Origin of the sequence: Streptomyces sp. HUAS MG91 (assembly GCF_040529335.1) — a bacterium.
In the GTDB taxonomy this organism is placed as follows: Bacteria; Actinomycetota; Actinomycetes; order Streptomycetales; family Streptomycetaceae; genus Streptomyces; species Streptomyces tabacisoli.
In genome coordinates this window covers 3,877,273-3,901,313 of the sequence record NZ_CP159534.1, presented here as the reverse complement: position 1 = coordinate 3,901,313, position 24,041 = coordinate 3,877,273, and the positions used below count along the sequence as shown (strand labels likewise).

Sequence of the window (24,041 nt, the reverse complement as noted above, 5' to 3'; positions counted from 1 at the left end):
TCTCTCCCTTGGTGCAAATGGCTGCTAAAGGTCAAGAAAGCGGTCGTATTGAACGCCCGAGGTGCGCTTGTCGTGTGCTCGGCGTGTAAGTTCCGGGGCCGTAAGCCATGGAAGGGACCAATCCGGTGAACAAGAAGCTTGCAGCCGCACTGTCCGGCGGTGCGGTACTGGTACTGGCGTTGTCGGGCTGCAGTGACGACAGCAACGAGAAGCTGGACTCCTGGGCCAAGCAGGTCTGCGACGCGGTCCAGCCGCAGGCGAAGAAGATCGAGGCCGCGAACGCGGCGATCCAGAAGCAGACGTCGGACAACAGCGCGCCGGCCGACGTGCAGAAGACGGACGCCAAGGCGTTCCAGGACATGTCCGACGCCTACAAGGCCATCGGCGACGCGGTCGACAAGGCCGGCGCCCCGGCGGTCGACGACGGCAAGACCAAGCAGCAGGACGCCGTCGACGAGCTGGACAAGATCTCCAAGTCGTACGCGGACCTGAAGGGCCAGGTCGACAAGTTGGACACCGGCGACCAGGCCAAGTTCGCCGAGGGACTCAAGGGCATCGCGGGCGAGCTCGACAAGCTCAGCCAGAGCGGCAGCGACGCCCTCAAGAACCTGGAGGAGGGGGACGTCGGCAAGGCCATGGCGAAGCAGGAGAGCTGCAAGAGCGCGTCCGCCACGCCGTCGGCCTCGTAGTCCGGCCCTGTTTCCCGCGCCCCCGGGGTTGCGCCGTTGTGCGCCGCGCCGGGGGTGTCGCGTTGCCGGGTGCCGGCCGGTGGCCTCAGCCGTGGGAGCCACCCCCACCCGGCACACGCGTCACAATGGTCGACGTGAGTTCTCCCGTTGCCGCCCCCCTGCCCGCCCCCGACCGCCCGGAGGGCACCCGCGCGCTGCGTGCGGCCCTCCTCGAAGCCGAGTTCACCGCCGACGGGCTGCTCGACCTGCTCGGGGCGCCCGCCTACGCCGCGCTCGCCCGCAGCGAGACCGTGCCCGCGCTGCGCGCCACCCGGGGCGATCGCCCCCTGGAGACGCTCGTCCGGCTCTTCCTGCTCCAGCAGCCCGTCGCCCGCGACCGGCTGGCCGCCGTCCTGGACGTCGCCGCGTGCCTGGAGAGCGGCTGGCTGCGGGAGGCGGGCGGCGACGAGCTGGCCGCGACCGTCGACGTACGCCCGTACGGCGGCCCGGACGGCGAGGACTGGTTCATCGTCTCCGACCTCGGCTGCGCCGTCGGCGGGGCCGGAGGCATCGGCAGCCGCGACGAGGGCGTGGTCCTCGGTGTCGGCGGCGCGTCCACGACGCTCGCCGCGATCACCGTCCGCACGCCCGTCGGCTCCGCCCTCGACATCGGCACCGGCTCCGGCATCCAGGCGCTGCACGCCGGCCGGCACGCCACCCGGGTCACCGCGACCGACCTCAACCCCCGCGCCCTGCACATCACCGCGCTGACCCTCGCGCTGTCCGGCGCCCCGGCGGCCGACCTGCGCGAGGGCTCGCTGTACGAGCCCGTCGACGGTGACGACAGGAGCGGCGACGCGACGTACGACCTGATCGTGTCGAACCCGCCGTTCGTGATCTCGCCCGGCGCCCGGCTCACCTACCGCGACGGCGGGATGAGCGGGGACGATCTGTGCCGCTCGATCGTTCAGGGAGCGGGGGAGCATCTGAACGAAGGGGGATACGCCCAGTTCCTGGCCAACTGGCAGCACGTCGAGGGGGAGGAGTGGACCGAGCGGCTGCGCTCGTGGGTGCCGCGCGGCTGCGACGCCTGGATCGTGCAGCGCGAGGTGCAGGACATCACGCAGTACGCCGAGCTGTGGCTGCGGGACGCCGGTGACCACCGCACCGATCCGGCGGAGTACGCGGCACGGTACGACGCGTGGCTGGACGAGTTCGAGGCGCGCAAGGTGAAGGCCGTCGGCTTCGGCTGGATCTCCCTGCGCCGCACCGCCCATGACGAGCCGTCGATCGTGGTCGAGGAGTGGCCGCACCCCGTCGAGCAGCCGCTCGGCGACGCCGTGCGGGCGCACTTCGAGCGGGTCGACTGGCTGCGCACGCACGACGACGCGGCGCTGCTCCAGTCGTCCTTCGTGCTGGCCGGCGAGGTCGTGCAGGAGCAGGTCGGGCTGCCGGGCGCCGAGGACCCGGAGCACGTCGTGCTGCGGCAGGGTCGCGGGATGCGCCGGGCGACGAAGGTGGACACGGTCGCCGCCGGGTTCGCCGGGGTGTGCGACGGTTCGCTGAGCGCGGGCACGATCCTGGACGCTATCGCCCAACTGGTCGGCGAGGAGCCGGTGTTGCTGCGGGACCAGGTCCCCGCGCAGATCCGCACCCTGGTCGAGCAGGGCTTCCTCGAACCGGCCGCGCCCACCGCGCCGGAGGCCGACCCGGTCGGCTAACCGCTCTTCGCCCGGCGCTGTACGGGAGTTCACCCCGGGTTGGCCTGTCCGTGTCACCGTCGCCTGCCTGGGTACCGCGACCGGTACCCGTGATCCGGGAGGCAAGGCGATGGAGAGTACCCCCGCGCTCTTCGCGGGCACGGTGTTCGCGCTGTTCGGAGCGGGCCTCGTGGCATGGACGGGGGCGCGCACCCTGCACCGGCAGCCGGTGATGGACGCGGCGCGCCCGGTGGCCGCCGCGGTGTGCACCGGCGTGGTCGGGGTGGTGTCCCTGGGGCTCGCGGTGTGGTGCTTCGCACAGACGTGACGCCGCGCGGCCCGACCACGGGCGCGCGGCCACGGGAACGACACAACGACACAGGGCCCGCCCCGCAGCAGCGGGGCGGGCCCTGTCGTCCGTACGGGCGTCAGCCGCGCAGCACGCGGCCCTGCTTGTCGGTGCGGTCGTTGCTCGTGAAGAACAGGATCGCGTCGATCAGGGCCCAGATGCCCAGGCCGCCACAGGTGAGCAGCTGGGCGACGCCGACGCCGACGCTGCCGACGTAGAAGCGGCCGATGCCGAGGCCGCCGAGGAAGAGCTGGAGAACGCCCGCGACGATCTTGGACTTGTCGGAGTACGGGCGGCCCTGCGGGTCGTAGCCGTACGGGGCGTTGGGGTCGGACTGGCCGGGCTGGCCGGGCTGCGCTTCGTAGGACATGCGCGATGCTCCTCGGGGACAACACAAGGGCACGGCGCGAGGCCGTGCTCCTGAGCGGATGATGGTGACTGAGGCAGATGCGCCGTGTGGGGACGTTGCGCGCCTCGGAACCCTCAAATTTACGGGCACTTGAGCGGCCCTTGACGCGATCACAAGGTTTCGTGGCGGGTTTGTGACCTGAGGTGCGGGTGGTGCGTGAGGGAACGGGTGGGACCGCCTTGCCGCCTCACGAGCCCGCCTCACGAGCCCGCTTGGCGAGCCCGGTTCGCGAGCCCGGTTCGCGCGACTGCCCCGCACCATCACTGAAGGAGCGTCAGAAGACGTTCCGCAGCACGGTCCAGGCGATCGCGGTCACCAGGATCGCCGCCTGGCCGCGCACGGAGAACTGGGGCCGCCAGCGGCGCCCGCGCAGCCCTTCCCAGGCCCACCGACCCAGCAGCGCGAGGGCGAACGGGGCGGCGAGGAGCAGCAGCCCGTTGTCGTGCCAGGCCGCCGAGAACCGGCCGTGCATCAGGTCGTACGCCATGCGGGTGCCGCCGCACGCCGGGCACAGCAGCCCGGTGGCCCAGTTGAACGGGCAGCGGGGCAGCCAGTGGCCCGGCTCGTGCGGATCGGTGCCGTACAGGTAGAGCGCGGCCGCGGCGCCCGCGGCGAGCACCGCCGCGGGGGCCGTCGCCGGATGCCGCCACAGCGCCCTGGCCCGGTTCGGGCCGTCAGCCGCGCAGGACACGGCCGTTCGAGTCCGTGGTGTTGTTGCTGGTCAGTAGGATGATGCCGTCGATCAGCGCCCAGATTCCGAGGCCGCCGCAGGTGAACAGCTGGGCCAGGCCGATGCCGACGTTGCCGATGTAGAAGCGGCCGACGCCGAGGCTGCCGAGGAAGAGCTGCAGCACCCCCGCGACGACCTTGGACTTGTCGGAGTACGGCCGGCCGTACGGGTCGTAGCCGTAGGGAGCGTTCGGGTCGTAGCCCATGCCCATGCCCGGTCCCGGCGGGGGCGGGAAGCCGCCCGGCGCACCACCGGGGGCGCCGCCCGGATACCCGTACCCGGGACCGGGCTGGGAGCCCGCCTGGGGGTAGCCGTAGCCGGGCTGTGGCGAGCCCTGCTGCGGATAGCCGTACGGTCCCTGGCCGGGCGGGTCCTGCGGCGGCTGCGGGGGCTGCTGGCCGTAGGGGGTCTGGTCCTTCGGCGGCTGGCCGTAGGGATTGCTGTCGGACATCGAGGATGCTCCTGCGGTCGGGAAGCGTGGGGACGCGCCGGAGGCTCCCGCGGGCTCCCCCAGCCACCCGCCATCTTGTCAGGAGCGGTCCGGGACGGGGAGCGAGGGCGGCCGGGACCCTCCCCGACCTGGGCCCGACCAGGACTCGACCCGGGCGCGAGCGGGGTCCGGCCGGGGTCCGGCCGGGACACTCGGGGCGGGAATGCGGCACACACAGTGAGGAAGCGGGTACCCGGAGCGCGTGGCTCCGCTCCCCGGTCCGGGGGCAGGATCACGAGGAGTCGGGTTACCGTTCCGAGTGGCTGCTGCGTGCTTTTCCCGTTTGACACACCGGCGGGAGGTACCGTCACACTCCGCAGCAGTGCCACACAGCGGCGCCAGCCGCGACCACAGAACGGCCCCGACCGCCGACCGGAGAGAAGAGCGAAGTTGTCCCCGACCAGCGAGACCGCACAGGGCGGCCGCCGACTCGTCATCGTCGAGTCGCCCGCCAAGGCGAAGACGATCAAGGGCTATCTCGGCCCTGGGTACGTCGTCGAAGCGAGCGTCGGGCACATCCGCGACCTCCCCAACGGCGCGGCCGAGGTCCCCGAGAAGTACACCGGTGAGGTGCGCCGCCTCGGCGTCGACGTCGAGAACGACTTCGAGCCGATCTACGTCGTCAACGCCGACAAGAAGTCCCAGGTCAAGAAGCTCAAGGACCTGCTGAAGGACTCCGACGAACTCTTCCTGGCCACCGATGAGGACCGCGAGGGCGAAGCCATCGCGTGGCACCTCCTGGAGGTCCTGAAGCCCAAGGTCCCCGTTCACCGGATGGTCTTCCACGAGATCACCAAGGACGCGATCCGCTCCGCCGTGGCCAACCCGCGCGAGCTGAACAAGCGCATGGTCGACGCCCAGGAGACCCGTCGCATCCTCGACCGTCTCTACGGCTACGAGGTCTCGCCGGTCCTGTGGAAGAAGGTCATGCCGCGCCTGTCGGCGGGCCGCGTCCAGTCGGTGGCCACCCGCCTCGTCGTCGAGCGGGAGCGCGAGCGCATCGCCTTCCGCTCCGCCGAGTACTGGGACCTGACCGGCACCTTCGCGACCGGCCGCGCCGGTGACCCCTCCGACCCGTCCTCCCTGGTCGCCCGGCTCTCCGCGGTCGACGGCAAGCGCATCGCGCAGGGCCGCGACTTCGACTCGCTCGGCCAGATCAAGGGCGGAAACTCGGCGAACACGCTCCACCTGGACGAGGCGAACGCGCGAGCGCTCGCCGCCGCCCTGGAGAACACGAGCTTCGCGGTCCGCTCGGTCGAGTCCAAGCCGTACCGCCGCTCGCCGTACGCCCCGTTCCGTACGACGACGATGCAGCAGGAGGCCTCGCGCAAGCTGGGCTTCGGCGCCAAGGCGACCATGCAGGTGGCCCAGAAGCTGTACGAGAACGGCTTCATCACCTACATGCGTACCGACTCCACGACCCTGTCGGACACGGCGGTCTCGGCCGCCCGTGCCCAGGTCACGCAGTTGTACGGGTCGGACTACCTGCCGGACAAGCCGCGTACGTACGCGGGCAAGGTCAAGAACGCGCAGGAGGCGCACGAGGCGATCCGTCCCTCGGGCGACCGCTTCCGCACGCCCGCCGAGACCGGCCTGACCGGCGACCAGTTCCGGCTCTACGAGCTGATCTGGAAGCGGACCGTCGCCTCCCAGATGAAGGACGCGGTCGGCAACAGCGTCACGGTCAAGATCGGCGGCACCTCCTCCGACGGCCGCGACGCCGAGTTCAGCGCGTCCGGCAAGACCATCACCTTCCACGGCTTCCTCAAGGCCTACGTCGAGGGCGCCGACGACCCGAACGCGGAGCTGGACGACCGCGAGCGGCGCCTGCCGCAGGTCACCGAGGGCGACGCGCTGTCCGCCGAGGAGATCTCGGTCGACGGCCACGCGACCAAGCCCCCGGCCCGCTACACCGAGGCCTCGCTCGTCAAGGAGCTGGAAGAGCGCGAGATCGGCCGCCCGTCGACGTACGCGTCGATCATCGGCACGATCCTCGACCGCGGCTACGTCTTCAAGAAGGGGACGGCCCTGGTGCCCTCCTTCTTGTCGTTCGCCGTCGTCAACCTGCTGGAGAAGCACTTCGGCCGGCTCGTCGACTACGACTTCACCGCCAAGATGGAGGACGACCTCGACCGCATCGCGCGCGGTGAGGCGCAGTCCGTGCCGTGGCTGAAGCGCTTCTACTTCGGCGAGGGCGACGGCACCCCGGGCACCGGCGGCGCGGCCGACGCGGGCAACGGCGACGGGGACCACCTCGGCGGCCTGAAGGAGCTCGTCACCGACCTGGGCGCGATCGACGCCCGCGAGGTCTCGTCCTTCCCCGTCGGCAACGACATCGTGTTGCGCGTCGGGCGCTACGGCCCGTACGTCGAGCGCGGCGAGCGGGACTCCGAGAACCACCAGCGCGCCGACGTCCCCGAGGACCTCGCGCCGGACGAGCTGTCGGTCGAGTACGCCGAGGAGCTGCTCGCCAAGCCCAGCGGCGACTTCGAGCTCGGCACCGACCCGACGTCCGGCCACCAGATCATCGCCAAGGACGGCCGCTACGGCCCCTACGTCACCGAGGTGCTCCCCGAGGGCACCCCGAAGACCGGCAAGAACGCGGTCAAGCCGCGCACGGCGTCGCTGTTCAAGTCGATGTCGCTGGACACGGTGACGCTGGACGACGCGCTGAAGCTGATGTCGCTCCCGCGCGTGGTGGGCGCCGACGCCGAGGGCGTCGAGATCACCGCGCAGAACGGCAGGTACGGCCCGTACCTGAAGAAGGGGACGGACTCGCGCTCGCTGACGGCCGAGGAGCAGCTCTTCACCATCACGCTGGAAGAGGCGCTGGAGATCTACTCCCAGCCCAAGCAGCGCGGTCGCGCGGCAGCCAAGCCGCCGCTGAAGGAGCTCGGCGAGGACCCGGTCAGCGGCAAGCCGGTCGTCGTCAAGGACGGTCGCTTCGGCGCGTACGTCACCGACGGTGAGACGAACGCGACGCTGCGGGCGGCCGACTCCGTGGAGGACATCACGCCCGAGCGCGGTTACGAGCTCCTCGCGGAGAAGCGCGCCAAGGGACCGGCCAAGAAGACCGCGAAGAAGGCCGCCAAGAAGGCGCCGGCCAAGAAGACCGCCGCCAAGAAGACGACCACGGCCAAGAAGACGGCGGCCAAGAAGACCACCACGGCGAAGAAGACGACGGCCGCGGCCAAGAAGGCGCCCGCCAAGAAGGCCACCGCTTCCAAGGCGACCGCTTCGACGGCGACGGCTTCCCAGGCGGCCGACGAGTAGAGCGCGCGCCGCGATCGGCGGGCCGGTTTGCCTGGTAGGGCACGGTTTGCCGAAAAGGCCTTGGTACGTAGACACACGGACGCCCCCGGAAGTTGTACCGGGGGCGTCCATTTGTTCGGACCGGGCCCACGGAGTGTCGGCCGGTCCCGATAGGCTGGACGAATGACCCGTGCCGAGCAGCCAACGGCCCCCCACACGGCCCCAGACGACGCCCTGGTAGCGGACTCCCGAGAGCGCGCCGTGCGCGCGCTCCTGCGTGTGCCCCAGTTGAAACGACTGTGGTCGGCGCAGCTCGTCGGCGGGGTCGGTGATGTGCTCGGGCTGCTTGTGCTCGTGGTGCTCACGCTTCAGGCGGCCATTTCCGAGGGATCGTTCGGCGGTGGATACCGCGGGGTCGCCCTCGCCGTCACCGCGGTGTTCGGGGCGCGCGTCCTGTCCACCCTGCTCTTCGGGGCCGTCCTGCTCGGTCCGCTGACCTCGCTGACCACCCCCGGCGGCCCGCTCGACCGGCGCTGGACCATGGTCGGCGCCGACGGACTGCGGGCCGCGCTGCTGATCGTCGCGCCCCTGTGGATCGACTGGACGCCGGACAACGCCCTGGCGCTGATCCTCGTGACGGCCTTCGTCGTCGGGGTCGCCGAGCGGTTCTGGACCGTCGCCAAGGAGAGCGCGGCGCCCGCGCTGCTGCCCGCCCCGCCGCCCGAGGGCGCCGCCGTGCGCCCGCTGCCGGACCACATGGACGCCCTGCGGCGCCTGTCGCTGCGGACCACGTTCGTCGCCGTACCGCTGGCGGCCGCGGTCCTGCTGGTCGTCTCCCTCGTGCAGAACCTGATCGGCGCGGGCGTCGACTGGTTCGACCTGCACCAGGCCGCGCTCTCGTCGTACGTGGCCGCCGGGCTCTTCGCCGCCTCGCTGTCCGTCGTCTTCTTCCTCGAACTGCCCGACACGCAGACCCCGCGCCCGCGGTCGCCGCTGGAGGGCCTGCGCCGGCCGAAGACCGGTGAGGGCACCGCGGACAAGGGACGCACCGGCGCGATTCCGCTGCTCGTCCTCGCCTGCGCCGCCGTCGCCGGGGCCGTCTCGGCCGCCGTCGCCGTGTCCGTGCTCCAGGCCAAGGACCTGGACGGCGGCCCGGTGACCTTCGGGCTGCTCGTGCTCGCGCTCACCGGCGGCACCGTCGTCGGCATCAGGTCCGCGCCGTCCGTGCTGCCGTCGCTCTCGCGCCGCCGCCTGCTGGCCCTCGCCATCGCGCTCACCGGCATCGGCCTGCTCGCCGCCGGGCTCGTGCCCGACGTCACCAGCGTGATCCTCATCCTCGCGCTCTCCGGCGTCACCGCGGGCATCGCCGCCAACACCGGGCACACCCTCCTCGACCAGGAGTCCGAGGAGTACCGCAGGGCCCGCACCACCGAGCACCTCCAGGCCGTCGTACGGGTCTCCCTCGCACTCGGCGCCCTGCTCGCGCCGCTCCTCGCCGCGCTGATCGGCCCGCACCGCCTGGAGAACGGCAAGTTCGTCTTCGCGCACGGCGGCGCCGCGTTCACCCTGATGCTGGTCGGCGCGCTGCTGCTGCCCGTCGCCGCCCTGGTCCTCGCCAAGGCCGACGACCGCAGCGGCGTACCGCTCCGCCACGACCTGCGCGACGCGCTGCTCGGCGGGCACGACCCGGCGCAGGCGCCCGCCACCACCGGCTTCTTCATCGCCCTGGAGGGCGGCGACGGCGCCGGCAAGTCCACCCAGGCCGAGGCGCTCGCCGAGTGGATCCGCGACAAGGGCCACGAGGTCGTCGTCACGCGCGAGCCGGGAGCCACCCCGGTCGGCAAGCGGCTCCGCTCGATCCTGCTCGACGTCTCGTCGGCGGGCCTGTCCCACCGCGCGGAGGCGCTGCTCTACGCCGCCGACCGCGCCGAGCACGTCGACACCGTCGTCCGCCCCGCCCTGGAGCGCGGCGCCATCGTCATCTCCGACCGGTACATCGACTCGTCCGTCGCCTACCAGGGCGCGGGCCGCGACCTGTCGCCGGTCGAGGTCGCCCGGATCAACCGGTGGGCCACCAGCGGTCTCGTACCGCATCTGACCGTGCTGCTCGACGTCGACCCGGAGGCCGCCCGCGAGCGGTTCACCGAGGCGCCCGACCGGCTGGAGTCGGAGCCGGTGGAGTTCCACGCGCGCGTGCGCTCCGGTTTCCTCACCCTGGCCGCCGGTGACCCCGGCCGCTACCTCGTCGTCGACGCCGGGCAGGAGCCGGAGGCGGTCACCACCGTCATCCGGCACCGGCTCGACACGCTGCTCCCGCTCTCCGAGGCCGAGATCCAGGCCCGCGAGGAGGCCCGCAAGGCCGCAGAAGAGGAAGCGCGCCGCAAGGCCGAGGAGGAGGCCGCCCGCAAGGCCGAGGAGGAGCGCGTCGAACGCGAGCGGCAGGAACAGCTCGCCAAGCTGCGCGCCGAGGAGGAGGAGCGCAAGCGCCGCGAGCTGGAGGAGGCGCAGCGCATCGAGGCCGAGCGCCAGGCCGAGGAGGCCCGCAAGCGCGCCGAGGAGTCCCGCCGCAAGGCCGAGGAGGAGCGCGTCAGGCTGCTCGCCGAGGAAGCGGCCCGCAAGGCGGAGGAGGAGCGCCGCCAGCGGCAGGCCGAGGAGGAGGCGCGGCTGCGCGCCGAGGCCGAGGAGCGGCGCCTGGAGAAGCAGCGCAAGGCCGAGGCGGCGCTGCTGCGCGCCGAGGAGGCACGGCGGCTCGCCGCACAGGCCAGTGCCGCGGCGGCGGAGACCGGGCGGACGGTGCAGTTCCGCAAGGTCGAGGAGACCAGGCCGGCCCCGGCCGCGCAGGACACCCCGGACAACGAGGTGACCCAGCCGACGCCGATGGTGCGGCCCGAGGACCTGGCCCCCTCCGACGAGACGGCGGTGCTGCCGCGGGTGCCGGAGGACTCCGCGCCGTCGGACGCCGAGGAGACCGCGGTGCTGCCGCAGCCGCCGCGGCCCGCCGGGGCCTCCGACGAGACGGCCGTGCTGCCGCAGGTGCCGGACCCGTCCGCGGACTCGGGCAGCCGGGTGCCCGCGGGCTACTTCCGTGACGAGCGGCCCGCGCCGGAGAGCTCCGCGGAGCGCACGGCCGAGCTGCCGCAGATCGACGAGGAGGGCCGGCCGCGCCGCCGCCCCCGCCCCGACTGGGCCGAGGAGACCCCGCTCGACGACCTGCCGTCGCTGGCCGACGAACTGCTCGGCGGGCGGGACGACGAGGACGAGCGGGGCGGCCGGGGCGGCCGCAGGCGGTAGGCGCCCGCCCCGGGTGTCGGGGATGCCCGGGGCGTCCGGGATGCCCGGGCTGTCAGTGGCGCCCGGCACAATGGGGCTGAAGCTGGAGGAAGGGCGGTATCCCCATGGCCGTATGGGACGACCTGGTCGGTCAGGAGCGCGTCATCGCGTCGCTGGACGCGGCCGCGCGGGACGCGGACGCCCTGGTGACGGCGGCCGCCGCGGACACCCCGCCGCCCCCCGCGTCGAAGATGACGCACGCCTGGCTGTTCACCGGGCCGCCCGGCGCGGGCCGGGTCACCGCGGCCCGCGCGTTCGCCGCCGCCCTGCAGTGCGTGTCCCCGGACCGGGCGCTCGGCGGCGCCCCGGGCTGCGGGTTCTGCGACGGCTGCCACACCGCCCTGCTCGGCACGCACGCGGACGTGTCGACGATCGCCGCCGACGGCGCGCAGATCCTCGTCGCCGACATGCGCGACACCGTCCGCAAGTCGTACACCGCCCCGGCCGGCGGCCGCTGGCAGGTGATCCTCGTCGAGGACGCCGAGCGGCTGAACGAGAAATCGGCGAACGCCGTGCTCAAGGCCGTGGAGGAGCCCGCCCCCCGCACGGTCTGGCTGCTGTGCGCGCCCTCCGTCGAGGACGTGCTGCCGACCATCCGGTCCCGCTGCCGCCTGCTCACCCTGTCCACCCCGGGCGTCGACGCCGTCGCCGACATGCTCGTACGGCGGGACGGGATCGAGCCGTCCGTCGCCGCGTCCGTCGCCCGCGCCACCCAGGGCCACATCGACCGGGCCCGCCGCCTGGCCACCGACCCGCGCGCGCGGGAGCGCAGAGCCGCCGTGCTGAAGATCCCGCTGCGCGTCGAGGACATCGGCGGCTGCCTCAAGGCGGCGCAGGAGCTGGTGGACGCGGCGGCCGAGGACTCCAAGCAGCTCGCCGAGGAGGTCGACACCAAGGAGACCGAGGAGCTGAAGGCCGCGCTCGGCGCGCAGAGCGGCGGGCGGATGCCGCGCGGCACGGCCGGCGTGATGAAGGACCTGGAGGACAAGCAGAAGCGCCGCCGCACCAGATCGCAGCGCGACAGCCTCGACCTCGCCCTCACCGACCTCACCGGTGTCTACCGGGACGTGCTCGCGATGCAGCTCGGCTCGGCGGTGGCGCTGGCCAACATCGAGATCCAGGACACACTGGAGCGGGTCGCCCGCTCCAGTTCGCCCGAGTCGACGCTGCGCCGGATCGAGGCGATCGGGGCGTGCCGCGTGGCCCTGGACCGCAATGTCGCGCCGCTGCTCGCGGTGGAGGCGATGACGGTGGCGTTGCGAGCGGGCTAGATCATCGGGGCGACGTAGAGTCACGTACCCCCTGCGGAGCGTTACGCTCGCCCGATGTACTCCAGGCGCCCCTCCCCGACCTCGCCCCGCCGCAAGGCCGCGCTGCTCGCTGCCTCGGCTCTCCTGCTGACCGGCATCGCGGCCTGCTCCCCAGGGAGTTCGAGCACCGCCGACGCCTCCCTGGCGGCGCTGCCCGGCGCGACCCCGTCCGAACTGGCCTCGTACTACCACCAGACGCTCAAGTGGCGCGCGTGCGGAGTCCCCGGCTTCCAGTGCGCCACCCTCAAGGCGCCGCTCGACTACGACAAGCCGTCCGCGGGCGACATCGACCTCGCCGTCTCCCGAAAGAAGGCCACCGGCCCCGGCAAGCGCCTCGGCTCGCTCCTGGTCAACCCGGGCGGCCCCGGCGGCTCGGCGATCGGTTACCTCCAGGCGTACGCGGGCATCGGCTACCCCGCCGGGGTCCGGGCGCGCTACGACATGGTCGCCGTCGACCCGCGCGGCGTGGCCCGCAGCGAGCCCGTCACCTGCCTGAACGGCAAGCAGATGGACGCGTACACGCAGACCGACATGACCCCGGACGACGCGCGCGAGCAGACCGAACTGAGCGCCGCCTACCAGAAGTTCGCGTCCGGCTGCGAGACGCACGACGCGACCTCGCGGCGCGTCCTGCCGCACGTCTCCACCGTCGAGGCGGCCCGCGACATGGACCTCGCGCGGGCGGCGCTCGGCGACGAGAAACTGACCTACGTCGGCGCCTCGTACGGGACCTTCCTCGGCGCGACGTACGCGGGCCTGTACCCGGAGCGGGTGGGCCGGCTCGTCCTGGACGGCGCGATGGACCCGTCGCTGCCGGCCCGCGAGCTGAACCTGGAGCAGACCGCCGGTTTCGAGACCGCCTTCACCTCCTTCGCCAAGGACTGCGTCGCGCGCGCCGACTGCCCGCTCGGCACGGGCACGCCGGAGCAGGCAGGGCAGCGCCTGAAGTCGTTCTTCAGCGCCCTCGACCGCACCCCGCTGGCCACCGGCGACGCGGACGGCCGCAAGCTGGGCGAGGCGCTCGGCACCACCGGCGTGATCGCGGCGATGTACGACGAGGCGGCCTGGCCGCAGCTGCGCGACGCGCTGACCGAAGCGCTGAAGAAGAAGGACGGTGCGGGCCTGCTGGCCCTGTCGGACAGTTACTACGAGCGCGACCCCGACGGCTCCTACGCCAACCTGATGTTCGCCAACGCCGCCGTGAACTGCCTCGACCAGCCCCCCGCCTTCACCTCCGCCCAGGAGGTCGAGAAGGCCCTCCCCGACTTCGAGAAGGCCTCCCCGGTCTTCGGCCCCGGCCTCGCCTGGGCCTCCCTGAACTGCGCGAGCTGGCCCGTGCGGGCGACCGGCGAGGCCCACCGCATCACCGCCGCCGGCGCCGCCCCCATCGTCGTGGTCGGCACCACCCGCGACCCGGCCACCCCCTACGGCTGGGCCAAGTCCCTCGCCTCCCAGCTCTCCTCCGGCCGCCTGCTGACCTACGAGGGCGACGGCCACACGGCGTACGGCCGCGGCAGCACCTGCATCGACGGGGCGATCGACACCTACCTCCTGACCGGCACCCCGCCCACGAACGGAAAGCGCTGCTCATAGCGGGTGCGTTGTGATCGTCCCTGGTCATAAAGGGTGGGCGGAGCACCCCCCAGGAGCGTGTAGGATTGACGACGTTGCCGACGCACTCCGGTGCGCAGCGGCGGCGCCGCCTTAGCTCAGATGGCCAGAGCAACGCACTCGTAATGCGTAGGTCTCGGGTTCGAATCCCGAAGGCGGCTCAGCTTGGAACCCCAGGTCGGAATTGATCCGGCCTGGGGTTTTCTCGTCTCTTGGCAGGGGCTAGGAGGTGAGTGCCTGGCTGAGTGTCGTTCCGGCGAGGGCCAGGAGCAGGGCCGCCCAGCTCCAGGCGTCCCGCTGACGGCGCCAGCCCACGAAGCCCGCGCAGGCCGCAGCCGTGATCACGACCGGGACGGTGACTGCGGCGAAGGTGGTCTCGCCGGTGAAGAAGGATGCGATCAGACCGGCCCAGAAGCCGAATCCGAAGATGATCCCGGCTCCGAGGCCGGCGACGTGGATCCATCTGTTCGGGTTTTCGTTGCGGGGCAGCGGTCGGGAGATGCGGTTCTCAGGAGCAGGCACGGGCGGCATGCCAGCCATGTCCCGCGGGCGGATGACGGGTTCTGCTCCGGACAGGCTGAACCGCCGGTGTCGCGGTTGACGCCGATCACGCAGCCGGAACCGCTGGGCCCGTGTCGGCTCCGGATGGGATTGCCGTGAGCGTGCCCGCAACATTTCCCCGGGCCCGTCGCATCTATTCAGGTGTAGGTGCGACGAAGGGGGAGCGGGCCGGATGAGGCGGTCGGTTGATGGGGCGTTTCGGGAGTTCGCCGAGGGCAGGGCGGGGCAGTTGTTCCGGTCCGCTTGCCTGTTGACCAGCGGGGACGTTCATCTCGCCGAGGATCTGGTGCAGGAGACCCTCGGGAAGATGTATGTCGTCTGGGGGCGGCCCGCGGTGCGGGGCGGGAATCCTGCGGCTTATGCGCAGACCGTGCTCGTGCGGACCTTCCTCGCGCACCAGCGGCGGCGGTCGTCCCGGGAGCGGCCGTCCGGTGACCTTCCGGAGGGGGTGGCGGCGGGGGCCGGGGACGCGTCCCTGCGGCTGACCCTGCTCGACGCGCTGCGCCGACTGCCGCCGAAGGACCGGGCCGTTGTCGTGCTGCGGTACTGGGAGGACCGGTCGGTCGAGGAGACCGCCGACGCGCTGCACCTCAGTTCGGGCGCCGTGCGCACCCGCAGCAGCCGCGCCCTGGCCCGGCTGCGCGAGCAACTCGGCGGCAGCATCGGGGAGTTCGCCGCGCTGTGAGAGCGCGGTTCACGTCGTCAACAGACTGATCCAGAGAGGGTGGCGAGATGGGGCAGGTGGACGGGGACCCGGGCGCGGACGCGTTCGAGGCGGAGATCGGCGGGGCGCTGCGGCGCACCGGGGAGCGGTTCGTCGCCGACGAAGGGGCGGGGCTGGTGGAGCGGGGGATGCTGAACGGGCGCCGGCGGCTGCGGCGCCGGCGGGCCGGTGCGGTGAGCGGGAGCGTGGCGGCGCTGGCCGTCGTCGGGCTCGGCGCCTCGTACCTGGGAGGAGCCTTCGACGCGGCCGCCGTCGACGAGCAGGGGGTGGCCTCCCGGCCCAGCGCGTCCGCCGCGCAGAGCAAGCAGCAGAGCAAGAAGGCGCACGGGACCGGGCCCGCCGTCTCCCAGGACCGGATCATCGGGATCCTCCAGGGGCTGCTGCCCGAGGGGAAGGTCAGCGGGCAGCAGGGGCGGGGTACGAGCGAGGGGCCCGTACCCTACGCGCACGTGGTCTACGACGACGGTTCCGGCAAGGCCGCGATCGGGGTGAGCGTCGGGGCCGTCGACCCGGGCGGCTCCAGTACGGCCGAGCAACTGGAGTGCCCGGACAAGAAGTTCGTACCGTACGACGAGTGCCGCAACGAGAAGCTCTCCGACGGATCGCGGCTGATGCTGATGCGCGGCTACGAGTATCCGGACCGGCGCGTCGACACCAAGCTGTGGACGGTGTTCCTCGTCACGCCCGAGGGGTACACCGTCACGGCCAGCGAATGGAACGCGCCCGCCGAGAAGGACGCCGCCGTCACCCGGCCCCGGCCGCCGCTCCCTCTCGGACAGCTCCGGACGCTCGCCCTGGCCAAGGAGTGGCGGCCCGTGATGAAGGCGCTCGGCACCGCGCCCGACGAGCCCCTGCCGCAGCCGCCCGCCCAGGGGCTCGACCGGGCCTCGATCCTGAGGAAGCTGGAGGCGCTGCTGCCCGGCCGGGTGAAGGTGACCGACGAGGGCGGGCAGGACGCCGAGTACGCGTACGTGGTCGTCGACGACGGCAAGGGCGCCAGCCTCGTCCAGATCAATGTGCAGCCGAACATGAAGGACGTGGAGGACCAGCTGTTCGGCAGCGGCGCCGAGGTGCGGCCCGACGGCACCAAGGTCGTCACGCGCGAGGGCGACGGCGACGGCAAGGGCGGCGCCGGCATCGTGATGTGGACCGCCGACACGATCCGCCCCGACGGCCTGCGGGTCGCGGTCTCCGCCTTCAACTCCGGCGCCCAGAACAAGGACGCCGATCGCTCCGAACCGGCCCTGACCATGGCCGAGTTGAAGGCCATCGCCCTGTCGGGGAAGTGGCTTCCCGGCACGTAGCGGCTCGTGCGGGGCGCCGGTCATTTCGCGTCGGCGTAGCACTCCACCGACGCCACCGCGAACGGGAACCGCACCGGCGTCCGCCCGAACGTCAGGCGGCCCGCCAGGTCCGAGGCCGACCGGATCGCTTCCGCGACCCGGTCGGCCTCGTCCCGCGGGCAGTGCACGATCACCTCGTCGTGCTGGAAGAACACCAGCTCGGCCGCCATGCCGTCGAGCTCGCGGCGCAGCGCGGCCAGCATCAGCAGCGCCCAGTCGGCGGCGCTGCCCTGCACCACGAAGTTGCGGGTGAAGCGGCCGCGCGCCCGGGAGTTCGAGGACGTGTAGCCGTACGTCGACGGGGGCCCCGACGCCGGGTCGTCCGGGTCGTCCTGGGGGATGCCGGCCTCCTCCTGGTCCGCCGCGTTCACCGCCGGCGGGCAGGTGCGGCCCAGCCAGGTGCGCACCAGGCGGCCCTCCTCGCCGGCCCGGGCCGCCTCGTCCACGTAGGCCACCGCGCGCGGGAAGCGGCGGCGCAGCAGCGCCAGGTTCTTCAGGCCGTCGCCCGAGGTCTGGCCGTATATGGCGCCGAGCACCGCCAGCTTGGCCTGGCCGCGGTCGCCGGAGAACGCCCGGTCCGAGACCGACTGGTACAGGTCGCCGTCCTGGCCCGCGACCTCCATGAACGCCGGGTCGCGGGAGATCGCGGCGAGCACCCGCGGCTCCATCTGGGCCGCGTCCGCGACGACCAGCCGCCAGCCGGGGTCGGCGATCACCGCGCGGCGCACCACTTTGGGGATCTGCAGCGCGCCCCCGCCGTTCGTCGTCCAGCGGCCCGAGACCGTGCCGCCCGGCAGGTACTCGGGTCTGAACCGGCCGTCCCTGACCCAGTCCTGGAGCCAGGACCAGCCGTGCGCGGTGTAGATCCGGTACAGCTTCTTGTACGCGATCAGCGGCTTCACGGCCGGGTGGTCGATGCCCTCGATCTCCCAGCGGCGGGTCGACGTCAGCTTGATGCCGGCCTGCGCGAACGCCTTCACCACGTCCGCGGGCAGATCCGGGCGCACCCGTCTGCCGAACGCCGCCGACACCTCGTCCGCCAGCTCGGCCAGCCGGCGCGGTTCGCCGCCGCCCGCGTAGCGCTCGCCGAGCAGTTCGGTGAGCAGGGCCCGGTGCACGTCCGCGCGCCACGGCAGGCCCGCCGCGTGCATCTCGGCGGCGACCAGCATGCCCGCGGACTCGGACGCCGTCAGCAGGCGCAGGCGGTCCGGGTGGGCGGTCGTGGCGTGGCGGCGCTGCTGATCGGCGTAGACGTCGAGGAGGTCGGCGAGGGACACGTCGACGGGTGGGCGGGGCTCGAACAGGGACGACTGGGAGCCGGGGGCCGCCGTGCGCGGCGGCGGGTCGGGCGGTACCGGGCCGCCGCGCAGCCGGGCCAGGGCCGCGGCCGCCGAGCGGGGTTCGCCGTGTCTGCCCTCGTGGGCGAGGAGCAGGGTCTCGGCGGCCTCGATGTCGTAGCAGCGGTCGACCCGGACTCCGGCCGCGAGGAGGCGGGGGTGGACGGAGTGGGTGTCGCGCCAGACCCAGCGGGTGGCCTCCGGCCTGCTGCGGACGGCTTCCGCCAGGTCGGGTTCGTGGGTGACCGGGGCCGTGGGGCGGCCGTCCGGGCCCAGCGGCGCGATGGCGGCGCCGCCGTGCTCGGTGGGGGCCAGGGCCCAGCGTTCGGTCATGTCGCCGAGTGTCACATCCAGCACTGACAGCGGGCGTCCGCCGCTCTCGTCGTGGCCGGTCGCGCGGTTCCCCGGGCCCCCGCCGCACGAAACGCGCCACCAGGAGCCGCCCGGCGGGTCCGCCGCCGTCCGCCAGGAACACGCGCACGATCATGCCCGCCCCGGCTCAGCCCGTGAAGGACCCGGGACCGAACCTGCCCCAGGCGACGAAGGCCGCGAGGGCGAGATAGACGACGTTCAGCGCGACGAGCGGGTACTCGCCGAGCCGCCCGTGCGTGATCATCGCGCCGATCATCAGGGCGATCCAGCAGGCGGCCGTCACCGGTACCAGGACCGGCGCGACGCCGAGCGCGGCGGGCAGGACCAGTCCGGCCGCGGCCAGCAGCTCCAGAACGCCGAGGCCCTTCACGAAACCGGCGCCGACCCCGGCCGTCCAGCCGCCGCCGTGCGCCGCGGCGATCTTCTCCTTCGGTACGAACGCCTTGGTGACACCGCCGGTCAGCGCGACCGCGGCCAGCAGGCCCGCGGTGATCCACAGTGCGAGGTTCATCGTCCGCTCCTTGTGCGTCGGGTGCGTCGGGTTCGTCTGCGATCCCATGGACGAGACAGCGTCCCCGCGTGTGACATCACCGCGGCGCGGGGCCGGGCGCCGTGCGACCTCGCGATCACTGAGACCATCGTCTCGGCGCGGACGGCTGCGCATAAGGAGGCACTTTCATGTCAGTCGGGCACACGGAGGCAACCACCTCCGGACCTGCCGTACCCGTCGTCACCCGGACCGTCCGGCCCGCCGCCGGCGCTCGCGCCGCCCGGGACGAGGCGAACCCGCGATGAGCGACAGCACCGTCGAACGGGCCTTCGCGGCCGCCCTGTACGACACGGGCGACCTGGACCTCGGCGCGTCCCTGCTCGCCGCCGACCCGGCCGCCGACGCCGAACTCGCCCAGCGCGGGCGCGAGTTCGTGCGCCGTGCTTGGGAGCGGGGGTGGCAGCCCGCCGATGTGCTGCGCATGGTCGTACGGGACGAAGGGCTCGGCGCCGAGCACATGGCGCTCGCCGTCCGGCTGATCCGGGCCGAGACGCGGCGCTACGACACGCTTCCGGCGCGCTGGGCGGGCCAGCTCGCAGAGTTGCCCGAGCCGGACGAGGGCGGGCGCCAGGACCGTTTCTCCGCCGCGACCGCGGCCCTGGAGCTGTACCGGCTGCTGCTGCGGCTCCCCGCGATCGAACCGGTCGGCCCGGTGCCGGGCGCGGCCGTCACCGTGCCCGTCGCCGGTGAGCCGCGCACGCTCGCCCGGATCCGGGCCCTGCTGGCCAAGGCGGAGGCCACCGGCTATCCGCCGGAGGCCGAGGCGCTCACCGCCAAGGCGCAGGAACTGATGGCGCGGCACTCGGTCGACGACGCCCTGCTCGCCGCCCGTACGCACGCCAAGGACACCCCGGGCGCGTGCCGGATCGGTGTCGACGCGCCCTACGAGACCGCGAAGGCGGTGCTGCTCGACGCGGTGGCGGGGGCGAACCGGTGCCGGGCCGTGTGGAACAGCGCGTTCGGGTTCTCCACCGTGGTCGGGTTCGAAGCCGATCTGGAGGTCGTGGAGCTGCTGTACACGTCGCTGCTCGTGCAGGCCGACCGGGCGATGACGCGGGCCGAGGCCGGGCAGCGGGCCGGGGGGAGGCGGCGTACGAAGACGTTCCGGCAGTCGTTTCTGGCGGCGTACGCGCAGCGCATCGGGGATCGGCTGGCCGCCGTCGCCGGGGAGGTGGCCGGTGGGGAGGGGGAGCTTCTGCCGGTGCTCGTGGCGCGGGACGTCGCTGTCGCGGGGCGGGCCGAGGAGATGTTTCCGGAGACCGTGGTGACCCGGGTTCGCGGGGTGTCCGACGGGGCGGGGTGGGACGAAGGGGGTGCCGCGGCCGATCGGGCCCGGCTCCGCCCCGACGATCCGGCGCTGCCGGATTCCTCGCGGGCCTGAGCCGTACGTCGGCCGGCCCGCGCCCTTGGGTTGTCGTTCGTCCGCGGGCCGGTGGCCTCTTCTCGCGCAGTTCCCCGCGCCCCTGAAGGCCTGCGGCCTTCAGGGGCGCGACGCGCACCCGGCGACGGTCAGGCGGCCGCGCGCTCGATCCGGTGCAGGAGGCGGTGATGGCGGGCCGCGTGGGCGAAGTCCGGGGCCCCATGGGTACCGTCCACCAGGTCGCGCCGGATCTGCGCATAGGCCGCCCCGACGTTGTACGCGTCGGTGCCGCGCAGCGTCTCCAGCGCGGGGTCGAAGTAGTGCTCGGGAACGGTGAGCGGCGCCAGCGCGGTGTCCGCGCCGCGAGCCCCGGCGAGGGTGTACTCGCCCATCTGGAGGTGCCCGTGGTCACCGGTGACGACGAGATCGCCCTCCGTACCGTTGATCTCCCAGCGGAAGTTCGTCCCGCGCGACAGACCGCCCCGGAAGTGCACCGAGGCCACCGCCCCGGAGGACAGCACCCCGCCCAGCACCACCTGGTCGGCGACGTCCGGCCGGTGGATCTCCCCGGCCGGGCCCTCGACCGTCCGGCGCCGCGTGGCGGTCACCGCGCTGACCTCCTCGACGTCACCGAGCACCGCGGTCAGCGCGTCGAGGGTGTGCCCGAACGGGATCGTCAGCATGTTCGCCCCCGAGGCACGGTCGAGCAGATAGGCCCCGCCCTCGTGGACCGACGCCCCCCAGCCCCGCGCGGAGGCCACCATGCTGGTGGAGAGCACCTCGCCGACGTAACCGTCCGCGATCAGGTCGCGCAGATGCCGCACCAGCGGCGCCGAGCGCGCCTGGAGCCCGGTGAAGGTGCGCAGCCCGCGCCCGGCGGCGAGCGACGCCAGCTCCTCGGCCTCGGCGGGGCCGGTGCCCAGCGGCCACTCGGAGAGCACCGCCTTCCCGGCCCCGAGCGCGGCCCGGACGATCTCCCGGTGGTCCGGCACCTTCACGGTGACCACGACGAGGTCGACCTCGTCGGCCGCGGCCAGCTCCGCCGCGCTGCCGTAGGCCCGTGCCACCCCGTGCTTCTCGGCGGCCTGCCGCGCGGACTCGGCGCTGCTCGCGGAGAGCGCCCGCACCTCGAAGCCGTCGAGCAGCCGCAGTGCGGGCAGATGGGCGTGGGAGGCCCAGCCGCGCCGGGCGGAGAGACCGACGATGCCCACGCCGATGGGGGACCGAGAGGACGACGGCACGGCTGACTCCTTCAGCGGACAACGGATAGAGTGTTCGACGTACGACGAACACTGGATGTCGTGAGTGTACGCACGGCGTCGAACACTCCGCAAGATCGGGAGCGCACACCATGACGGCCACCGAGGACGCGACGGGCGTGACGGACGCGACGGGCAAGGTCACCGCCGGGACGGGCCATCGCGCCGCTCCCGCCCACATCCACCCCCGGGACGTCACCCTGGAAGCCGCCCTGCTCGCCCTGGCCGACCCGGTCCGCCGCACCCTCGTGCGCGAGCTCGCCGCGTCCGGCCCCTGGGAGCGGACCTGCGGCACCTTCGACGTGCCGGTCACCAAGGCCACTCTCAGCCGCCACTTCGCCGTGCTGCGCGAGGCGGGCCTGCTGGAGCAGAAGGACGCGGGCGCCCGCCGGCTGAACCGGCTGCGCCGCGAGGAGTTCGACGCGCGCTTCCCGGGGCTGCTCGCCCTGGTGCTCCGCGACGAGCGCGGCTGACGGGGGCCCGCCGACTTCCCGGGACCGATTGCCCGTATTGTGGCGATATGAGCTGGTTCCGGGCGCTGAAGGACACCACCCGCTCGGGGCTGACCGTCGAGCGGAAACGACTGGAACCCCTGATCGCCCTGCGCGGCGCCGCGGGGCTCGCGATCGTCGTCGCCATCAGCCTGGCGGCGTTCGGGCCCGCGGTGGCGGCGGGCTCGGCGTTCGGCGCGTTCCAGGCCGCGATCGCCACGTTCCAGCGCAGCTGGCGGCCCCGCCCCGAGCTGGCCATCGCCTCCGGCACCAGCCTCGGCATCTCCACGTTCCTCGGCTACCTCACCGGCTCCCACCTGTTCCTGTTCGTGCCGCTGCTGGCGCTGTGGACGTTCCTGGCGGGCCTGGGCTGGGCGGCGGGCCCGACCATCGGCATCATCGCCTCCTCCAACGTGGCGATGATGCTGGTCACCATCACCCTGCCGACCTCGATCGGCGAGGCCGCCGGGCACGCCGCGATGATGGTCTTCGGCGGCCTCGTCCAGGCCACCCTGGTGGTCCTCTTCCCCGTACGCCGCTGGGGAGCGCACCGCGACGCGCTGGCCGACGCGCTCGCCGCCGAGGCCGACTACGCGCGCCGGCTGCGCCACGACCCGCTCGCGCCGTTCGACCCGCAGCCGCTGATGCTCGCGCGCAGCGCCGCCGCGCTCACCCCGCGCCAGGCCCGCAACCGCCCCGCCCAGCTGCACGGCGCCCGGGGCCTGGCCGAGCGGATCCGCCCGGTCCTCGCCTCCCTCGCCGACCCGGCCGTCGGCGTTCCCGAGGAGGGCGTCGAGCGCGACCGGGTCCGCGAACTCCTCGCCGCCGCCGGATCGATCCTCGACGCCGCGGCCCGCGCCATCCGTACCGGCGCCCCGGTCCGCGTCCCGGCCCCGGCCGTCGCCGCCCTGCGCACCCCCGACACCGGCGCCATCCTGGCCGGACCGCCGCACCGCGCGGCCACCCGGCTCGGCTCGCTCCTGAGGGACGTACTGGAGACCGCGGGCGAGGTCGACCCGGTGGAACCCCTCTGGCACCGGCTCCCGGCCCGGCTGCCCGGCCACCTCGGCGCGCGCGGCACCACCGCTCCGGGACCCGTCGCCGAGCCGCCGCCGGCCCTGCCCCGCCCCACCCTCCTGAAGCTGGTCCCCACCGCCGTACGGGCCATCAGGAAGGAGGCCCGCCCCGGCTCACCGATCCTGCGTCACGCCACCCGCGTGAGCGCCGTCGCGGTGGTCGGCTACCTGATCGGCAACGCCCTGCCGTTCGGCCACGGCTACTGGGCCCCGATGGCGGCCGTCATGGTGATGCGCCCCGACTTCTCGCAGACGTACTCGCGCGCGGTCGCCCGGTTCGGCGGCACCCTCGTCGGCGTGACCGTGGCGACGGCCGTCGTCCAGCTCGCCCACCCGGGCACCTGGACCTCCGCCGCGCTCGCCGTCGTGTGCGCGGCCCTGATGTACCTGCTGATGCGCACCGGACAGCTCGCGGCGCAGGCCTGCGTCTCCGCGTACGTCGTCTTCCTGCTCGGCATGGGCGGCCAGACCTGGGACCAGACGGTGCCCGAACGCGTCGTGCTCACCCTCGCCGGCGGGATCCTCGCGATGCTCTCCTACGCCCTGTACCCGGCCTGGGAGACCCCGCGGCTGCGCAACCGGCTCGCCGAGCGGCTGATCGCGGTCGGCGAGTACGCGGCCACGGTCGTCGGCCACTACGCCCACCCGGCGGGCAAGTCCTGCCCCGACGTGCGCGCCGCCCTGCTGGCCGCCCGGGACGCCCACATCGCCTGGGACCTGGCGGCCACCCGGGCCAGGACCGAACCCGTACGCCACCGCGGCCTGTCCCGCGCGGCCGCCGATGACGCCGCGCACGCCCTGCACCACCTGGGCCGCGTCGCGATGCTGATGGAGGCCCACCTCCCGGAGCGCGACGCCACCCCGGTGCCCGCAGCCGAGGAGCTGGCCGAGGCGCTGCGCACGGCGACCCGCGACGGCGCCCGCGCCATCAGGGAACGCCGCGTCCCGCGCTGGAAACCGGTCCGCGAGGCCCTCGACGCCTGGGACGGCGACGGCGTCCCCGACCGGGTCGTGCGCCGGGGCGGGGGCCTGCTCCTGGAGGCCCTGGACGAGGTGACCGAGGCCCTGGACACCGACGAGCCGCCCATGTCGGTCAAGCCCGGGCCGGACGACTGACCC

At 73.5% G+C, this 24,041-nt stretch carries 19 protein-coding genes and 1 tRNA gene; 13 read left to right on the top strand and 7 right to left on the bottom strand.

Features of this window, described 5'->3' with window-relative positions; translation table 11 throughout:
• Positions 1-107 precede the first annotated feature (107 nt).
• The 3 genes from ABII15_RS17580 (at position 108) to ABII15_RS17570 (ending at position 2,696) form a co-directional block, all read left to right on the top strand.
• Positions 108-689: a small secreted protein gene (locus ABII15_RS17580; protein WP_353943276.1), complete on the top strand. Its 582-nt coding sequence runs from the start codon at positions 108-110 to the stop codon at positions 687-689.
• Positions 690-814: 125 nt separating this feature from the next.
• Complete coding sequence (locus ABII15_RS17575) at positions 815-2,389, top strand: methyltransferase (protein WP_353943275.1); 1,575 nt, start codon at positions 815-817, stop codon at positions 2,387-2,389.
• Positions 2,390-2,498: 109 nt separating this feature from the next.
• On the top strand, positions 2,499-2,696 hold the full coding sequence (locus ABII15_RS17570) for a hypothetical protein (RefSeq protein WP_353943274.1): 198 nt from the start codon (positions 2,499-2,501) through the stop codon (positions 2,694-2,696).
• A 100-nt stretch (positions 2,697-2,796) separates the two neighbouring features.
• Here ABII15_RS17570 and ABII15_RS17565 read toward each other — a convergent pair whose 3' ends face one another.
• From ABII15_RS17565 to ABII15_RS17555, 3 genes are all read right to left on the bottom strand, one after another.
• Positions 2,797-3,087 (bottom strand): TM2 domain-containing protein, encoded by a 291-nt coding sequence (locus ABII15_RS17565; protein ID WP_353943273.1) that lies wholly within the window; start codon positions 3,085-3,087, stop codon positions 2,797-2,799.
• Between the two features lie 313 nt (positions 3,088-3,400).
• Positions 3,401-3,817 carry a DUF2752 domain-containing protein gene (locus ABII15_RS17560; RefSeq protein WP_353943272.1) on the bottom strand — a complete coding sequence of 139 codons (417 nt, stop codon included), beginning with the start codon at positions 3,815-3,817 and terminating at the stop codon, positions 3,401-3,403.
• Positions 3,801-4,307: a TM2 domain-containing protein gene (locus ABII15_RS17555; RefSeq protein WP_353943271.1), complete on the bottom strand. Its 507-nt coding sequence runs from the start codon at positions 4,305-4,307 to the stop codon at positions 3,801-3,803. The genes ABII15_RS17560 and ABII15_RS17555 overlap by 17 nt, the downstream gene beginning before the upstream one ends.
• A gap of 429 nt (positions 4,308-4,736) precedes the next feature.
• Here ABII15_RS17555 and topA point away from each other — a divergent pair, with 429 nt between their 5' ends.
• The 5 genes from topA (at position 4,737) to ABII15_RS17530 (ending at position 14,010) form a co-directional block, all read left to right on the top strand.
• Entirely contained in the window at positions 4,737-7,619 is a 2,883-nt protein-coding gene (gene topA, locus ABII15_RS17550) for a type I DNA topoisomerase (protein ID WP_353943270.1), read from the top strand.
• Positions 7,620-7,781: 162 nt separating this feature from the next.
• A complete protein-coding gene (gene tmk, locus ABII15_RS17545) occupies positions 7,782-10,889 on the top strand; it encodes a dTMP kinase (RefSeq protein WP_353943269.1) in 3,108 nt (1,035 codons plus the stop codon).
• 104 nt (positions 10,890-10,993) lie between these two features.
• The gene (locus tag ABII15_RS17540) at positions 10,994-12,199 is read left to right on the top strand and encodes a DNA polymerase III subunit delta' (RefSeq protein WP_353943268.1); all 1,206 of its coding nucleotides are present in this window, start codon (positions 10,994-10,996) and stop codon (positions 12,197-12,199) included.
• 54 nt (positions 12,200-12,253) lie between these two features.
• A complete protein-coding gene (locus tag ABII15_RS17535) occupies positions 12,254-13,831 on the top strand; it encodes an alpha/beta hydrolase (RefSeq protein WP_353943267.1) in 1,578 nt (525 codons plus the stop codon).
• A 105-nt stretch (positions 13,832-13,936) separates the two neighbouring features.
• A tRNA-Thr gene (locus ABII15_RS17530) sits at positions 13,937-14,010 on the top strand.
• Positions 14,011-14,071: 61 nt separating this feature from the next.
• Here the strand turns inward: ABII15_RS17530 and ABII15_RS17525 are convergent.
• Complete coding sequence (locus tag ABII15_RS17525) at positions 14,072-14,371, bottom strand: hypothetical protein (protein ID WP_353943266.1); 300 nt, start codon at positions 14,369-14,371, stop codon at positions 14,072-14,074.
• Between the two features lie 211 nt (positions 14,372-14,582).
• Here ABII15_RS17525 and ABII15_RS17520 point away from each other — a divergent pair, with 211 nt between their 5' ends.
• Positions 14,583-15,095 carry a SigE family RNA polymerase sigma factor gene (locus ABII15_RS17520; RefSeq protein ID WP_353943265.1) on the top strand — a complete coding sequence of 171 codons (513 nt, stop codon included), beginning with the start codon at positions 14,583-14,585 and terminating at the stop codon, positions 15,093-15,095.
• A 47-nt stretch (positions 15,096-15,142) separates the two neighbouring features.
• A complete protein-coding gene (locus tag ABII15_RS17515) occupies positions 15,143-16,438 on the top strand; it encodes a hypothetical protein (RefSeq protein ID WP_353943264.1) in 1,296 nt (431 codons plus the stop codon).
• Between the two features lie 20 nt (positions 16,439-16,458).
• On the opposite strand, the gene ABII15_RS17510 is transcribed toward ABII15_RS17515, so the two are convergent.
• Both ABII15_RS17510 and ABII15_RS17505 read right to left on the bottom strand, forming a co-directional pair.
• Positions 16,459-18,147 (bottom strand): bifunctional 3'-5' exonuclease/DNA polymerase, encoded by a 1,689-nt coding sequence (locus tag ABII15_RS17510; RefSeq protein ID WP_353943263.1) that lies wholly within the window; start codon positions 18,145-18,147, stop codon positions 16,459-16,461.
• Between the two features lie 166 nt (positions 18,148-18,313).
• A complete protein-coding gene (locus ABII15_RS17505; protein WP_353943262.1) occupies positions 18,314-18,697 on the bottom strand; it encodes a DoxX family protein in 384 nt (127 codons plus the stop codon).
• Positions 18,698-18,977: 280 nt separating this feature from the next.
• On the opposite strand from ABII15_RS17505, the gene ABII15_RS17500 reads away from it, so the two are divergent.
• Positions 18,978-20,117 carry a DUF2786 domain-containing protein gene (locus ABII15_RS17500; protein ID WP_353943261.1) on the top strand — a complete coding sequence of 380 codons (1,140 nt, stop codon included), beginning with the start codon at positions 18,978-18,980 and terminating at the stop codon, positions 20,115-20,117.
• 128 nt (positions 20,118-20,245) lie between these two features.
• Here ABII15_RS17500 and ABII15_RS17495 read toward each other — a convergent pair whose 3' ends face one another.
• Positions 20,246-21,337, bottom strand: a complete 1,092-nt coding sequence (locus ABII15_RS17495; protein WP_353943260.1) for a Gfo/Idh/MocA family oxidoreductase — start codon at positions 21,335-21,337, stop codon at positions 20,246-20,248.
• 110 nt (positions 21,338-21,447) lie between these two features.
• Between ABII15_RS17495 and ABII15_RS17490 the strand changes: the two genes are divergently transcribed.
• A complete protein-coding gene (locus ABII15_RS17490) occupies positions 21,448-21,828 on the top strand; it encodes a helix-turn-helix domain-containing protein (protein ID WP_353943258.1) in 381 nt (126 codons plus the stop codon).
• 47 nt (positions 21,829-21,875) lie between these two features.
• Positions 21,876-24,038, top strand: a complete 2,163-nt coding sequence (locus ABII15_RS17485; protein WP_353943257.1) for an FUSC family protein — start codon at positions 21,876-21,878, stop codon at positions 24,036-24,038.
• The last annotated feature ends 3 nt before the right edge of the window (positions 24,039-24,041 follow it).